16 protein-coding genes are annotated in these 14,449 nt (G+C 74.5%); 6 read left to right on the top strand and 10 right to left on the bottom strand.

The annotated features are described in order from the left end of the window. Nucleotides 1-25: 25 nt before the first annotated feature. The 3 genes from GA0070620_RS07290 to GA0070620_RS07280 all read right to left on the bottom strand — a co-directional run bounded on the left by GA0070620_RS07290 (nucleotide 26) and on the right by GA0070620_RS07280 (nucleotide 2,523). Nucleotides 26-439: a VOC family protein gene (locus GA0070620_RS07290; RefSeq protein WP_091589143.1), complete on the bottom strand. Its 414-nt coding sequence runs from the start codon at nucleotides 437-439 to the stop codon at nucleotides 26-28. 121 nt (nucleotides 440-560) lie between these two features. Further along, nucleotides 561-1,694 (bottom strand): peptidoglycan recognition protein family protein, encoded by a 1,134-nt coding sequence (locus GA0070620_RS07285; RefSeq protein ID WP_091589142.1) that lies wholly within the window; start codon nucleotides 1,692-1,694, stop codon nucleotides 561-563. Between the two features lie 136 nt (nucleotides 1,695-1,830). After that, entirely contained in the window at nucleotides 1,831-2,523 is a 693-nt protein-coding gene (locus tag GA0070620_RS07280; RefSeq protein WP_091589141.1) for an RraA family protein, read from the bottom strand. A gap of 167 nt (nucleotides 2,524-2,690) precedes the next feature. Between GA0070620_RS07280 and GA0070620_RS07275 the strand changes: the two genes are divergently transcribed. After that, entirely contained in the window at nucleotides 2,691-3,650 is a 960-nt protein-coding gene (locus GA0070620_RS07275) for a mechanosensitive ion channel family protein (protein WP_091589140.1), read from the top strand. A 204-nt stretch (nucleotides 3,651-3,854) separates the two neighbouring features. After that, the gene (locus GA0070620_RS07270; RefSeq protein WP_091589139.1) at nucleotides 3,855-5,141 is read left to right on the top strand and encodes an MFS transporter; all 1,287 of its coding nucleotides are present in this window, start codon (nucleotides 3,855-3,857) and stop codon (nucleotides 5,139-5,141) included. Here GA0070620_RS07270 and GA0070620_RS07265 read toward each other — a convergent pair. Further along, nucleotides 5,078-5,467, bottom strand: coding sequence for a VOC family protein (locus tag GA0070620_RS07265; RefSeq protein WP_091589138.1), 390 nt, complete (start codon nucleotides 5,465-5,467; stop codon nucleotides 5,078-5,080). The two genes, GA0070620_RS07270 and GA0070620_RS07265, sit on opposite strands and share 64 nt — an antisense overlap. 120 nt (nucleotides 5,468-5,587) lie before the next feature. After that, complete coding sequence (locus tag GA0070620_RS07260; RefSeq protein WP_231922273.1) at nucleotides 5,588-6,001, bottom strand: YchJ family protein; 414 nt, start codon at nucleotides 5,999-6,001, stop codon at nucleotides 5,588-5,590. Nucleotides 6,002-6,114: 113 nt separating this feature from the next. Here GA0070620_RS07260 and GA0070620_RS07255 point away from each other — a divergent pair, with 113 nt between their 5' ends. Then, nucleotides 6,115-6,825, top strand: coding sequence for an MBL fold metallo-hydrolase (locus tag GA0070620_RS07255; protein WP_091589136.1), 711 nt, complete (start codon nucleotides 6,115-6,117; stop codon nucleotides 6,823-6,825). A 13-nt stretch (nucleotides 6,826-6,838) separates the two neighbouring features. Here the strand turns inward: GA0070620_RS07255 and GA0070620_RS07250 are convergent, their stop codons facing one another. From GA0070620_RS07250 to GA0070620_RS07240, 3 genes are all read right to left on the bottom strand, one after another. After that, nucleotides 6,839-7,942 (bottom strand): magnesium and cobalt transport protein CorA, encoded by a 1,104-nt coding sequence (locus GA0070620_RS07250; protein WP_172836396.1) that lies wholly within the window; start codon nucleotides 7,940-7,942, stop codon nucleotides 6,839-6,841. 85 nt (nucleotides 7,943-8,027) lie between these two features. Continuing rightward, the gene (locus tag GA0070620_RS07245; protein WP_377520560.1) at nucleotides 8,028-8,660 is read right to left on the bottom strand and encodes a class F sortase; all 633 of its coding nucleotides are present in this window, start codon (nucleotides 8,658-8,660) and stop codon (nucleotides 8,028-8,030) included. Between the two features lie 87 nt (nucleotides 8,661-8,747). After that, nucleotides 8,748-9,233: a hypothetical protein gene (locus GA0070620_RS07240; RefSeq protein ID WP_091589134.1), complete on the bottom strand. Its 486-nt coding sequence runs from the start codon at nucleotides 9,231-9,233 to the stop codon at nucleotides 8,748-8,750. A 520-nt stretch (nucleotides 9,234-9,753) separates the two neighbouring features. Between GA0070620_RS07240 and GA0070620_RS07235 the strand changes: the two genes are divergently transcribed. From GA0070620_RS07235 to rnhA, 3 genes are all read left to right on the top strand, one after another. After that, nucleotides 9,754-11,034, top strand: a complete 1,281-nt coding sequence (locus tag GA0070620_RS07235; RefSeq protein WP_231922272.1) for an MFS transporter — start codon at nucleotides 9,754-9,756, stop codon at nucleotides 11,032-11,034. Nucleotides 11,035-11,265: 231 nt separating this feature from the next. After that, nucleotides 11,266-12,498: a lycopene cyclase family protein gene (locus GA0070620_RS07230; RefSeq protein WP_091589133.1), complete on the top strand. Its 1,233-nt coding sequence runs from the start codon at nucleotides 11,266-11,268 to the stop codon at nucleotides 12,496-12,498. Between the two features lie 77 nt (nucleotides 12,499-12,575). Further along, nucleotides 12,576-13,046 (top strand): ribonuclease HI, encoded by a 471-nt coding sequence (rnhA, locus tag GA0070620_RS07225; RefSeq protein ID WP_091589132.1) that lies wholly within the window; start codon nucleotides 12,576-12,578, stop codon nucleotides 13,044-13,046. 18 nt (nucleotides 13,047-13,064) lie between these two features. Here the strand turns inward: rnhA and GA0070620_RS07220 are convergent, their stop codons facing one another. Together GA0070620_RS07220 and GA0070620_RS07215 are read right to left on the bottom strand one after the other, a co-directional pair. Next, nucleotides 13,065-13,301 (bottom strand): preprotein translocase YidC, encoded by a 237-nt coding sequence (locus GA0070620_RS07220; protein ID WP_091589131.1) that lies wholly within the window; start codon nucleotides 13,299-13,301, stop codon nucleotides 13,065-13,067. A 95-nt stretch (nucleotides 13,302-13,396) separates the two neighbouring features. Continuing rightward, nucleotides 13,397-14,344 carry a pentapeptide repeat-containing protein gene (locus GA0070620_RS07215; protein WP_091589130.1) on the bottom strand — a complete coding sequence of 316 codons (948 nt, stop codon included), beginning with the start codon at nucleotides 14,342-14,344 and terminating at the stop codon, nucleotides 13,397-13,399. Nucleotides 14,345-14,449 lie beyond the last annotated feature (105 nt).

Here is a 14,449-nt window from a genome sequence, read left to right as displayed (position 1 = left end):
GCGGGGATCCGCCCCGTCGCCGAGGTCAGTCCTGCGGCGTGGCGATGTTGACCATCCACGGCACGCCGAACCGGTCGGTGCACATGCCGAACTCGTCGCCCCACATCTGCTTCTCCAGCGGCGTGGTCACCACGCCGCCCTCGCTGAGCTGATCCCAGTAGCGGCGCAGCTCGTCGGCGTCGTCGCCGCTGAGGCTGATGGTCATGGTGCTGCCCGGGCTGTGCTCCATGCCCGGCGGGGTGTCCGACGCCATCAGCGTGAAGCCGCTGTCGGTCTCCAGTTGGGCGTGCATGATCTGGTCGGCGAGACCGGGCTCGGTGTTGCCGAACTCGCCGAACGTGTTCATCCGCAGCGAGCCACCGAAGACCCGCTGGTAGAACTCGATCGCCTCCCGGGCGTCGCCGGTGAAGCTGAGGTACGGGTTGAGTCGCGTAGCCACAGCACCCTCCTTGGTCGTGACCTGCGCATCGTCGCAGACCAGGGGTGGGTGGACAACGATCCGCGTGCGCGTTTCGGCGGGGGATGGGGCTGGCCCGCCCCCGCCGCGTACGCGCCCCGGCTCAGTGGTGCCGGAACGACTGCCGGACGACACCGCCGACGATCGCGCACCAGGTGCTGACGCTGACCTTGCCGTTGCGGGGCAGCCCGTGCAGCGCCTGGATGTCCTTGACGGCCTTCGTGGTGGCGTGGTCGTACTCGCCGGTGACCGTCACGTCGGCGTAGCCCTTGAGGTTGAGGATGAACTGCACGGCGCTCACCGGCAGGCCGCTGGCGTCCTTGTCCAGCTCCGGCACCAGCGTCTCCCACGTCTGCGGGGTGAGCGTGGCGTCGACGTCCACCGGGAGGCCGTTGCGGTACTGCCAGTCCTGCACCGCCGCCACCGTGGCCGCGTCGAACACGCTGTTGACCGGGACGGTGTAGCCGCGGTGGACGAGCAGGTACTGCACGACCTGCACGGACGGGGAGCCGACGAAACGCCACAGGTCCGGCCAACGGCGGGCCGGCACGTCGGCCAGGTCGGTGTCGAGCGCCTCGAACACCCGGCGGCGCAGGGTGGGGAACTGCCGGTAGAACGCGGCGCCCGGGCACTGCGTGTTGCGGAAGTCCCAGTGGCCGAAGATGTCGTGGGCGTGCAGACCGTACTGCCGGCAGACGGCGACACACAGCTTGACCAGCGAGTCCAGCAGCGCCGTCGGCGGCGTCTCGGTGACGTACGTGCCCTCGTTCTCGATCCCGATGGCCCGCCCGTTCTCGCCCGGGCAGTGCGCCGAGATCATCTGCCGGTCGCCGGCCTGGAGCCGTTCCAGGCTGCCCCGCCGGCCCTCCAGGACGTAGCCGCCGCGGCTGACGGTGAAGTGCTGCCCGGTGTCGGACCACCCGTTGCCGTCCATGTGCAGGTCCTGGCAGTCGCGGGCCAGCTTGACGGCCTGGGCCTCGGAGTAGTCGGTGACGTTCGGGAACGCCATGTGGTGCACGATGATCTTGTTGGTCGCGATGGCGCTGACCGACAGGGGGTCGGCGGGCGGGCGGGCTCCCCACTCGTCGCAGCTGATGATCCAGTCCAGGTCCGCGCCCGGCGCCGCCTGCGCGGCGGCCGGGAAGGCGAGCTCGCTGCCGACGACCGCGACCGTGGCGGCGCCGAGGCCGGCGCGCAGCAGGGTGCGTCGGTCCAGTTCGGAATGGTCCACGTGCATGACATCTCCTCTGCGGCCAGGACGGCGGGGGGATGAAAAGTAGCTCCATAGGCCGCGCGTGATGTGGAGGATATTGCCAGTGCTCGGCGTCGCGCTAGAGGTCGACCGTGGCCGACCTGATCCGGCGGTCCCTCGCTCACTCCTCGATCGCCCCGCCGATCCGGCGCAGGTGCCGGCGGAACGTGTACGACGGGTCGTCCGCCCGCCGCGCCAGGTAGTCGTCGAAGGCGGTCTGCTGGCGCAGCGTCTCGCCGGAGCGGATCCGCGCGGCCTGGTCCCGCTCGACGCCGCGAATCTCCGCGGCGGTCGCGAGCACCGCGTCGGCACGGTCGGCGGCCACGAAGAGCACCCCGTCGTCGTCGCCGAACACGAGGTCGTCACGGCCCACCTCGTGCCCGCCGACCCGAGCCGTGGTCAACGCCTCCGGCCCCCGCTCGTCCACCCGCACCGGCCCGGCCGGGTAGCTGCCGTAGCTGAAGACCGGAAGTCCGATCTCGACCAGATCGGCGGTGTCGCGGTGCAGGCCCCACACCACCAGGCCACTCACCCCGGCCGCGGCGGCCTCCAGCACCGCCAGGTCACCGACGCACGCCTCGTCCGTCCGCCCGCCGTTGTCGACCACCAGCACGTCACCCGGTGCCGCGTGACCGAACGCCTCCAGGAACACGTCCACACTGCCGTGGTGTCGAGCCGGCAGCACCCGCCCGGCGACCCGCTGCCCGGCCACCACCGCCCGCACGCCGGGTGGCGCGGCCCGCAACGGCACCCCGAGACGTACGCAGGCGTCCGCGACGAGCGGCGTGGTCAGGTCGGCGAAACGCTCCAGCACAGGTCCTCCTCGGGTGACGGGACGTCATCGTAGGAGCGCCGACCGGCCCGTCCGCGAGATCCAATCCCGCTCGCCTGGCCCACTCGCCGCCGACGCGGTGGGTTTGGCGGACGGGGTGGGTGGGGTAGGGCGCGGGGAGATTTCTGCCGCCCCTGTGGAGGACCCTGATGAGAGACAACTTCAGCGACGCGGTGGGCGACGCCCTCCGCGCGGTGATGCTCTTCCTACCCAAGGCCGTGGCCTTCGTGGCCATCCTCGTGATCGGTTGGCTGGTCGCCAAGGCCGCACTGAAGATCGTGGACCGGGTGCTGGAACGGGTCGGCTTCGACCGCGCCGTCGAGCGCGGCGGCATCCGCCGGGCGCTGAGCCGTTCCCGCTACGACGCCAGCGACATCGTCGCGAAGCTCGTCTACTACGGCCTGCTCCTCGTCACCCTCCAACTGGCGTTCGGCATCTGGGGTCCGAACCCCATCTCGGATCTGATCGCCGGTGTGATCGCGTGGCTGCCCCGGGCGTTCGTCGCGATCGTCATCGTGGTGGTCGCCGCGGCGATCGCCAACGCCGTCAAGGACATCATCGGCGGCGCGCTCGGCGGCCTGTCGTACGGTCGGGTGCTGGCCACCGTCGCGTACGTCTTCCTGCTGGGCCTGGGGATCATCGCCGCGCTCAACCAGATCGGCGTGGCCACGGCGGTGACCACCCCGGTGCTCATCGCGGTGCTGGCGACCCTCGGCGGCATCCTCGTCGTCGGTGTCGGCGGCGGCCTGGTGCGGCCGATGCAGAGCCGTTGGGAGTCGTGGCTCAGCCGCGCCGAGCAGGAGTCCCGGACGATCGCCACGCACGCCCGGGCCTACCAGGCCGGCCGGCGCGACACCGAGGCGGAGCTGTCCCGGCCGGCCGCCGCCGACCCGGACCTCACCCGGCCGGTGCCCGCCGACCCGGAGAGCACGCAGGTCGTCACCCGGCCCGCCGACCCGGACGCCACGCAGGTGGTGCCCCGCTCGGACGACCCGGACGCCACCCAGGTCACGGCGACCGGCACGTCCGTGCCGACGCCGCGCGCGGCGGACGACAGCGAGGCCACGATGGTGATCCCGCCGATGGAGCCGCGTACCGACCGTCGCTGAGGTCAGCGTGGACGGGGTGGGGCCGGCCGGTCCCACCCCGCTGCGTGTGCCGGGGTCGCCGCGAATCCGCTGGCCCGCGCCGCCGGTGGTGACTACCCTGGCCGGCATGACGTGGCGATGTTGACGCACCGCTGACGGCCGGTCCCGTGGGCCGCCGCGGACGCCGAACCTCCGGTGTCCGCTTCGTCTCCACGGGAAGGCCCCATGACGCTCACCTCCACGCGGGAGCGCGACCGCGGCGTCCGCCGCCTGTCCGCGACCCTCTACGGGTACGCGTTCCTCAGCGAACTCGTCCTGCTCTACCCGGTGTACGCGCTGCTCTTCGCCGACACCGGGCTGTCCGTCGGGCAGATCTCCTCGCTGTTCGTTCTCTGGTCGGCCGGCTCCATCCTGCTGGAGGTCCCCTCCGGCGCCTGGGCGGACGCCGCCTCCCGGCGGCTGCTGCTCTGCCTCGCGCCCCTGGTCACGGCCGCCGGTTACGCCCTCTGGGTGCTGCTGCCGTCCTACCCGGCGTTCGCCGTCGGGTTCGTGCTCTGGGGCTTCGGCGGAGCGCTCGTGTCCGGCGCCCTGGAGGCGCTGGTCTACACCGAGCTGGACCGGCGGGGCGCCGCCGGCCGGTACGCCCGCGTCCTCGGCCGGACGCGCAGCGCCGAGATGCTCGGCGCGCTGGCGTCGACCGTGCTGGCCGGTCCGGTGCTCGCGGTCGGCGGCTATGCGGCGGTCGGCGGGGCCAGCGTCCTCGCGTGCCTGCTCGCGGCGGCGCTGGCGACCCGGTTCCCGGAACACCGGCCCACGCCCGCGCCCCCGGCCGCCGCGGAGGCGGAGGACGACCTCGGCTGGTGGGCGAGCCTGCGCGCCGGCCTGGCCGAGGCCCACGCCGTCCCGTCGGTACGCGCGGCGGTGCTGCTGGTCGCCGGGGTCGGCGCCGTCTGGGGCGCCCTCGACGAGTACACGCCGCTGCTGGCCCGGGACACCGGCGTCGACACGGCCGTCGTGCCGCTGCTGCTCCTGCCGATCTGGGTGGGCGTCACCGTCGGCGGGCTGCTCGCCCCGGCGGGTGAACGGCTGGGCACGCGCGGGTACGCGGCGCTCCTCGCGCTCGCCGCGCTGGCCCTGGCCGCCGGGGCGTTGACCGGCCAGCCGGCCGGGTTCGGGCTGCTCGCCGTCGCGTTCGGCGCCTGCCAGCTCGCCGGCGTGCTGGCCGAGGCCCGCCTCCAGGCCCGGATCGCGGGGCCGAGCCGCGCGACCGTCACGTCGCTGTCCGGAATGGCCACCGACCTCATGATCATCGGTGTGTACCTGGGCTACGGGCTGGTCGCCACGGCCGCCGGCAACGCCGTGGCGTTCGCCGTGGCGGCGGTGCCGTACCTGCTGGTGGCGGCGCTGCTGGTCGCCGTGCGTCGGCGGGCGGTGGCCCGACCCGCCGGTCAGTCGCCCAGGTGCAGGAGCGACCACTGGTGGCCGTCGAGGTCGCGGAACCCGCGCATGTAGAGGCCACCGGAGTCCTGTCCGTCGCCGAGGGCCTCACCACCGGCCGCGACCGCCCGGTCGACCAGCTCGTCCACCCGGTCCCGGCTCTCCGCGGCGAGGCCGACGATCACCTCCCGGCTGGTCGACGTGTCGGTGACCGCGACCCCGGTGTACTCGGCGAACGACGACGCGACGTGCAGCATCAGCTGCGTCGTGGGATTGAGCGACAGCATCATCGCCGCACCGTCCGGGGTGGGCTGCTCCCCGTCGAAGCCGATCGAGCGGAAGAACTCGGCGGCCGTGCTGAGGTCGCGTACGGGCAGGTTGATGTAGGTCGTGATGGTCACCGGAGATCTCCGTCCGCCTCGCCCTCCGCCTCTCGGCACCCCCCACCGTACGGCTGCCGCCCGCCGTGCGGGCTCCGCCGCGCCGCTGTCCCCGGACCGGCGTACCGGCGGAGCGCCTGGTCAGGCCTCCTCGGCGTCCAGGTAGACCCACCGGCCGTCCGCCCGGACGAACCGGCTGCGCTCGGTCACCGTGCCAGGCCGCCCGGCGAGCCGGTAGTGGGCGTGGAACTCGACCGTGCCGCCGCTGTCGAGCAGGCCGCCGCGGACGACGTCGACGATCTCCAGCCGGCTCCACCGCTGCGCGGGGTCGAGGTCGAGGCTGGTCGGTCGGGTGCTCTCGTGCCAGCTGCGCAGCAGGTAGGCGCTGTCGCCGACGGCGAACGCGCTGAACCTGGAGCGCATCAGCGCCTCGGCGGTCGGGGCGTCCGCGTCACCGGCGTGCAGCGGGCCGCAGCACGCCGCGTACGGCCGACCCGACCCGCACGGGCACGCCGCCCCGGCGGACCCGCCCCGTCCTCGTCCCCGCTTCGCCACGGGCCCATCCTGCCGCACCCGCCGGCCGGCCCGGGCCCGGGGCGACGGACCCGCACGACGCGCCGGTCCCGCGAAACACCCCGACCGTGACACCGTCTCGTAGGCTCGGCCGCATGCCGCGACCCCTCGCAGTGCCGCTCGCCCCCGGCGTCTGGCGGATCCCGACCGTCGGCCGCGCATTGATCAACTCGTACGCCCTCGTCGACGACGACGGCAGCGTCACCCTGGCCGACTGCGGGGTGAAGCAGGCACCGGCCCGGATCGTGCGCGGGCTCGCGGCGATCGGCAAGACCCCGGCCGACGTGATCCGGATCGTCCTCACGCACGCGCACCCGGACCACGCCGGCGGCGCCGCCGAACTGGCCCGCCGCACCGAGGCGCCGGTCGTGGTGCACGCGGCCGACGTGGAGTACGCGGAGGCGGGCACGGCGCCACCCCGCGACCGGGAGGTCACCGGCGGGCGGCTGTTCTCCCGGATGCCCGGCAACCGGTTCCCCGCCGTCGAGGTGGCCCAACCACTCGCCGACGGCGACCTGCTGCCGGTCGCCGGCGGCCTGCGCGTGGTGCACACCCCCGGCCACTCCCCGGGGCACATCTCGCTGCTGCACGAGCCGACCCGGCTGCTCATCACCGGCGACGCGCTGTTCAACGTGGCCGGCATCCGCTGGCCGGTCAAGCTCTTCTGCACCGACTTCCGGATGACGCAGGAGACCGCGCACGTGCTCGGCGAACTCGACTACGACCTGGCCGCGTTCACCCACGGCCCCGAGCTGGCCGACAACCCCCGCGAGCGCATCCGCGCCTTCCTCCTGCGCCACGGCTGACCGAGACGGCGGGTCAGAGCCAACCGGAGCGGCGGAAGAGCCGGTGGAGGGTGAGCGCGGCGAGCAGCATCAGCCCGAGCGCGACGGCGTAACCGTAGCGCCACTCCAGGCCCGGCAGGGTCGGGAAGTTCATGCCGTAGACGCCGGCGATCCCGGTCTGCGCCGCCGCGATGGCCGCCCACGCCGCGATCTTGCGCATGTCGTTGTTCTGCTCCACGGCCAGCTGCGCCAGCCGGGACTGCACGATCGAGGTGAGCAGGTCGTCGTACGCGGCCACCCGGTCGACGGCCCGGGCCAGTCGCGCGTCCACGTCCGCGAACCGGCGGTGCAGGCTCCGCGGCGGGTTCGCCGGATGAGGCTCCAGCAGCGTCCGCAGGGGTGACTGCAACGGCAGCACCGCCCGCTTGAACTCCACCACCTCGCGCTTGAGCTGGTAGACGTGCTGGATGTCCACGCTCCGGTCCGGGCTGAAGACGTTCTCCTCGACCCGATCCAGGTCCCGCTCGACGTGCCCCGCGACCTCCAGGTAGAGGTCGACCATGCGGTCGCAGACCGCGTACGCCACCGCCCAGGGCCCCTCGGCCAGCACCGCCGGCCGCTGTTCGATCTCCGCTCGGACCGTGGTCAGCGCGCCGGACGCGCCGTGCCGGACGGTGAGGACGAACCGGTCGCCGAGGAACACCATCACGTCACCGGTGTCGATCACCTCGGAGGACTCGGTCAGTTCGTCGTGCTCCACGTAGCCGGCGGTACGCAGCACCAGCAGCGTCACGTCGCCGTGCCGCTGCACGGTCGGGCGGTGCCCGTCGGCGAGCGCCTGCTCCACGGTCAGCTCGTCGAGGCCGAAGACCCGCCCGACCGCCGCCATCACCGCGGGGCCCGGCTCGTGCAGGCCCAGCCACACGAACGCGTCGCGCCCACGCCGGCTGCGGGCGTACGCGTCGGCGTAGTGCGGGCGGCCGGGCTCCCGCCGGCCGTCGACGTACACCGCGCAGTCGACCACCGCGTCCGGATTGGACCGTCGGGGCGCCGGAATGGTCGTACCGTTCCGGCCGAGCAGCCGGTCGACGAGCGCGTGCAGCCGTCGACCCGGCCGCGTCGTTCGCTGATCCACCATTCACCTCCGCGTCGCCGCAACCGCCGGCATACCGTACGCGGATCCGGGCCGTGGCCGGGTCGTCGACGCCCGTGTCACGCGGCGGTCAACCGGTGCGGCTGGCGAGCACGATGACGTTGTCGACGTAGCCGCCGCTGGCGGCGTCGAACCGTCCACCGCAGGTGACCAGGCGTAACCCGGCGGCGTCGCTGGGGCCGTAGACCAGCGCGGAGGGGAAGCGGTCCTTGGGGTACGCGGTGACACCGTCCACGGTGAACGTGGCCACTGTGGCGTCCGCCCGGGTGATCCGGATCGGGTCGCCGGGCCGCAGCCGGCCCAGATCGAAGAAGACGGCGGGACCGGCCTTCGAGTCGACGTGCCCGACGATGACCGCGTTGCCGGTCTCGCCGGGGCTGGCGCCGTAGCGGTACCAGCCGGCGACGCCGGGCCGGTCGAGGGAGGGCACCTCCAGCACACCGGCGGCGTCCGCGCCGACGGGAACGACCTCGGCCCGTACGCCGATGGTCGGGATCTGGACCAGGGTCGGCGCGGTGTGGGGGAGGGGCGGCAGGTCCGGCGCCGGACGGGCGGGGCCTACCGCGGTCTGCTCGGGGCGTGGCGGGCGGGGCGGGTCGGCGGTCACGCCGACGGTCACCAGGCCGAGACCGCCGGCCGCGAGCAGGGCGACGACCGCGACGGCGGGTGCCGTCCGTCGTCCGGTCGCGTCGCGCCGTGTCAACACGCCCACCTCCGTGCCGGTCCGTGGGGGTGCCCGCGCCGGTGTCGCCGGTGCGGGCACCCTTCCCAGGGATGGTGCGGTCGCCGGTCAGGCGACGACTGATGCGGGACGTCGGCGGCGCAGCAGCAGAACCGTGCCGGCGGCGGCCGCGCCGAGCAGGGTGCCGCCCGCGGCGAGGGCGCCGGTGCCGTCACTGCCGCCGCCGGCGCCGGCCGGGGCCCCGCCGATCGGGGTGACGGTGAACGTCGCGCTGCCGGCGGCGCTGCCGTCGCCGCAGGTCGCGGTCACGGTGTAGGTGCCGAGGGTGAACCCGGCGGTGAAGAGTTCGGCGCTCAGGCCGCCGCCGGCGGCGGCGGTCGTGGAGCGCACGTTCTGGTCGCGGTTCGGACCGGTGACGCGGAAGATCGCGTCACCCGACTTCGGGTTGCAGGTCGTGGCGGTCAGCACGACCGTCCCGCCGACCGGCGTGCTGGCCGGCGACACGATCGTCTCGGCCAGCGCGGCGCCCGGCAGCAGGAGCGTGCCGAGACCCACGCCGACCGCCGCCGACACGAGGACTGTCTTCGCCTTCATACGCGTCTTCCCTCACTTTTCGTCCGCTGAGAACGTGGGACGTCGTTCGGGTGGCCAACTCCGCGACTAGCACCGGTGTGCCCAACACTAGGGCGGTTGGGCCCTCGATCCGGTGAAAATGAGAAATCCTCGTTGCCGTCCCGTGTCCGACGGCCGAGGGTGGAAGCAACCCGGACCGACCGGCCTCGCACGCTCGCGTCCGGCGCGAGGAAAGCCCCCGCCCGGACGCTTCACGAGGTACGCCCGACTCGGGCTCAGCGGTCGCCGCTCGTCGAGCCGGGCCGCCAGCTCCTCGTCGGACCAGCCGAAGTGGGCGGCGTGCTCCGGCTGGAAGCCGTGCCAGCTGTAGCTGAGCCGACGGTACGGCTCGGCCAGCGGGGTCCGAGGAGCTTGGGCTGGATACCGCGATATCGCTGATCTCGAGTGGACCACCTGAGTGGGTACCTCTCGCCGTTCTGGTGCCACCCGCACGGGAAAACCGGAGGTCGGGTGACCGCCCGCCCTGGTAGGTTCCCCCGCCGTGACGGCGCAGGTGGGGGAGCGGCTCGGGCCGCGGTTCGCGAAGCTCTGGGCGGCCAGCACGCTGTCGGCGCTCGGCAGTGGCCTGGCCACCGTGGCGGCCCCGCTCTTCGTCGCCGCGCGCACCGACGACCCGCTCGTGGTCGCGGGCGCCTCCGCCGTCGCGTGGCTGCCCTGGCTGCTCTTCGCGCTGCCCGGCGGGGTGCTCGTCGACCGGGCCGACCGGCGTCGGCTCATGGTGGTCATCGACTGGGTACGGGTGGGGGCGCTGGCCGTGCTGGCCGCCGCCATGGTGACCGGCCGGGCCGGCGTGGCGCTGCTCTACGCGGTGCTGTTCGTCGTCAACAGCGGCGAGATCGTGTTCCGGGCGGCCAGCCAGGCGCTGCTGCCCGCCGTGGTGCCCCGTGCCCGGCTGGAACGCGCCAACGGCTGGCTCAACGGCGGCAGCACGCTGACCCACGGCATGCTCGCCGGCCCGCTCGGCGGGTTCCTCTTCGCCCTCGCGGCGAGCACCCCGTTCCTGGTCAACGCCGCCACGTACGCCCTCAGCGCGGTGCTGATCGCGCTCGTCGGCGGCAGTTACCGGGCGGCCGGCGACACCGTACCGGCCGGGTCCCGCCCACGCTCCGTGCGCCGGGAGATCGCCGAGGGGGTCCGCTGGCTCGCCGGGCAGCGGCTGCTGCGCACCATGGCGATCCTCATCGGCCTGCTGAACGTGACGCTCACCGCGGCCGTGGCGGTGCTCGTCCTGCTCGCCACGGACCGGCTCGGCCTCGGCTCGGTCGGCTACGGCGTCCTGTTCACCTGCATGGCGGCCGGCGGCGTGCTCGGCGCGTTCCTCGGCGACCGGCTCATCGCCCGCGTCGGGGCCACCTGGACGGTCCGGGTCGGGCTGCTGGTGGAGGCCGGCCTACACCTCGCGCTCGCGGCGTCGCGCAGCGCCGCGCTGATCGGGTTCGCGCTGTTCGCCTTCGGCGTGCACGGCGCGCTCTGGAACATCGTCGCGAACTCGCTGCGCCAGCGGCTGACCCCGGCGTCGTTGCAGGGGAGGGTGGGCAGCACCAACCTCTTCGTGGCCGCCGGCGGCAACTGCCTCGGCGCGCTGCTCGGCGGTGTCCTGGCCGGCTGGTTCGGGCTCACCGCCCCGTACTGGGTGGGCTTCGTGGTCGCGGTCGCCGTCTCCGTCGCCACGTGGCGGGTCTTCGACCGGGCCACCGTCGCCCGGGCGTACGCCGACCCGACGCCCGCCGACGACGCGGACCGCGCCGCCCCGGTGTCGTGAGTTCACGAGCGGGCCGGGCGCGGGCCGGGGCGGCGCCTGTCGTCCGGGCGGAGCATCGGGTTCCGCTTCGGTGGGCTGCGGCGCGCGTTCTTCCGGGACAAGAGCCGCTACGACGTCGACGCGACCACGACGTACCTCGACTGTGCCCACGTCGTCAGGGCTGAGCCTCCCCCGCGACCCGGTACGGGGTCCCGCCCGCACCGGGCCGCCCGGGTGTGACAGCGTGGACGGATGCGCAGCGCCGTCGACGTCGACCTCGCACTGCTCGGTGGCGGCGGTGCCGCCTCGCTCGTGCTGGCGGCGCTGGACCGCCACGGCGTACGCGACCTGCGGGTGGCGGTGGTCGACCCGGTGCACCGGCGCGGCCAGGACCGGACCTGGGCGTTCTGGGGGCTGCCCGGCGACGACCTCGAACCACTGCTCAGCGCGCGGTGGCAACGCGTCGAGGTGGTCACGCCGGCCGCCCGACGGGTGCTCGACCTCGCCCCGCTGCGCTACGCGATGCTCCGCTCCGGCCCGGTCTACCAGCGCGCCGCCGAGGCCGAGCGGCGACTCGGGGCGACCCGGGTCCACGCGGCCGTCGACGACGTGCGAGACGATGGCCACCGGGTGCTGGTCCGCGCCGGCGACGGTTCGACCGTACGGGCCGACTGGGTCCTGGACTCGCGCCCCCGCCCGCCCGCGCGCGCCGGCCGGACCACCTGGCTGCAGCACTTCCGCGGCTGGTGGCTCAGTGCCGACACCGCGGCGTTCGACCCCGCGCGGGCGGTGCTGATGGACTTCCGCACCCCGCAGCCGGCCCGGGGGGTCTCCTTCGGCTACCTGCTGCCGGTCACCGACCGCTACGCGCTGGTCGAGTACACCGAGTTCTCACCCGAGCTGCTCACCGATGCCGGCTACGACGCCGCGCTGGCCGGCTACCGGGACCTGCTCGGCCTCGACCCGGCGCGGCTCACCGTGCGGGAGGTGGAGAACGGGGTGATCCCGATGACCGACGGCCCGTTCCCGGCCCGCCCGTCACCCCGGGTCGTCCGTCTCGGCACCGCCGGCGGGGCGACCCGACCGTCCACCGGCTTCACCTTCTCCGCCATGTACCGGCAGGCCGACCAGGTCGCCCGCGCGCTCGCCGCCGGGCGTCCGCCGACTCCCGCACCCGCCTACCCGAGTCGGCACCGCTGGATGGACGCGGTCGCGCTACGCGCCCTGGACCGCGGCTCGGTCGACGGGCCGGCCTTCTTCGACACGCTCTTCGCCCGCAACCCGGCGCAGCGGGTGCTGCGATTCCTCGACGGGGCGACCACGCCGGCCGAGGAGCTGGCGGTGATGCGCTCCACCCCGTTGCTGCCGATGCTGGCCGCCACGGCGGGCGACGCGGCACACCGACTACGCGACCGGCTCCGCCCGGCCCGACCGGCACCGCCGACGCCCCCGGCGGTCCGCGCCGGCACGCCCCCTCACCCGTGACCCCGGCCCGGCGACACCCGACGGCTCGCCGGGCCCCGACGGCCGCCGGTGGCCACGGCGCCCGGTAGGTTGCCGGCATGGTGGATGCCGGCAGAGTGGTGCGGATCTGGACCGACGGCGCGTGCAGCGGCAACCCGGGGCCGGGCGGCTGGGGCGTGCTGCTGCGCTACGGCGACCACGAGCGGGAGCTGTGTGGGGGAGAGGCGACCCCGACGACGAACAACCGGATGGAGCTGATGGCGGCCATCCAGGCCCTGGAGAGCCTCACCCGGCCGGTGACGGTGGAGCTGCACACCGACAGCACGTACGTGCGCAACGGCATCACCAGCTGGCTCGCCTCCTGGAAGCGCAACGGCTGGCGTACGGCCGCAAAGCAGCCGGTGAAGAACGCCGACCTGTGGCAGCGGCTGGAGGCGGCCTGCGCCCGGCACGACGTGACCTGGCTGTGGGTCAAGGGGCACAACGGTCATCCGGAGAACGAGCGCGCCGACGCGCTGGCCAACCGAGGCATGACGGAGGCCCGGGCCGACGCGGTCTCCGTCCGCTGACCCCGGGCGGCGTCGTGGTCAGCGGGTCGCGTCCGGGTGCCCGGGCATGCTGGAACCCCCGCCGCTGCTCCCGGACGAGCCGCCCGCGACGCCCGACCCGTCGTCCTCGGTGACGATGTCCGGCGCCACGTCGGTGTCGTCCGGCGGCGGCACCTCGGTGTCTGCCGCCACCTGCACCAGCGCCCGCTCGCCGGCCTCGTCCTCGGCGTGCTCCGGGTCGACCGGCTGGTCACCCTGCCGCGCTCGGTATCCCACGGTGGTCTCCCGTCGCCGTCGGTCCGCTCCCGGCGGTGGCTACCCGGCGACAAAGTGGGCGAAACGTCGAACGGACCTGCCGTGCGATGCCCGGATCACCGCCGGCGGCCCCGCCGCGCCGAAGTGCCGTCGCCTCCGGACCGGCCGTCGGCTCCGGACCGGCCGGCGGGGTGTGGCGGGCGGCGTACCGGGGTGAGGGGCAGCGCTGCCCAGTGACCGGGCCGCGCGAGCCGGGCCGGCAGCCCGGTGCGCGCGTCACCACGGGCGGCGTCGAGCTGCGACTGGTGCAGGAAGAGCGCGCCGGAGAGGTCGGCCCCGCGCAGGTCCGCGCCGCGCAGGTCGGCCCCGGTCAGGTCGGCCAGGCGCAGGTCGACGCCGCGCAGGTCCGCGCCGATCAGCAGGGCGCCGCGCAGGTTCGCCCGGCGCAGGTCGACGTTGCGCAGGTCCGCCCCGAACAGGTGGGCGCCCCGATGGTCGGCGCCCGGCCGCCCGCCCGAGCCCCGGGCGGCGTCGCCGGCCCGCGCCAGCAGGACGTTGACCCGGTCACGGTGCGCGGGCACGTCGAGGGCGAGCAACTCCTCGGGGCGGCCGGCGGTCAGCCGGGCGGTCTCCGTGCGCGCCGCGTCCAGCGCCTCGCGCAGGGCGGCGGACGTACGCAGCGCCAGCGCCTCGGTCAGATACCAGAGCAGTTCGTGCAGCGGCCGCATCACGGCGAAGGTGTCGAACATGACGGCGGCGGTCTCCGGCGCGCCCTGCCAGTCCCGCCCGCCGAACGTCACCTGTGTCACCTGCTGCCCCGCGCCGAAGCAGTCGAAGACCGTGCAGCCGGGGAAGCCCCGCTCCCGCAGCTCGGAGTGGATCCCGCAGCGATGGTCGGCCCCCAGGTTGGGGCAGGGCCGGCCGGCGGGCTTGTCGATGGCGAAGTCGGCGGACGCGGCGAAGGCCGGCGCGACGCAGCAGAGGCCGACGCAGCGCGCGCAGTCGGCACGCAGGTCGGCGCGGCCGGGCGTCGCCGGCCGCGCCGACCGGGTGCTCTCCGACACGGTGGAACCCTCTCCTGCCGATGTCCGGGGGATGGCGCCCGAGCTGGGCGTACACCATTGTCCCGCGCCGGGCCGACCCACCCGCACCGGGCCGGACCCGCGGGT

Origin of the sequence: Micromonospora krabiensis (genome assembly GCF_900091425.1) — a bacterium.
GTDB classification, from domain to species: domain Bacteria; phylum Actinomycetota; class Actinomycetes; order Mycobacteriales; family Micromonosporaceae; genus Micromonospora; species Micromonospora krabiensis.
The sequence above is the reverse complement of the archived record's forward strand: the minus strand, read 5'-3'. Positions and strand labels throughout refer to the sequence as shown.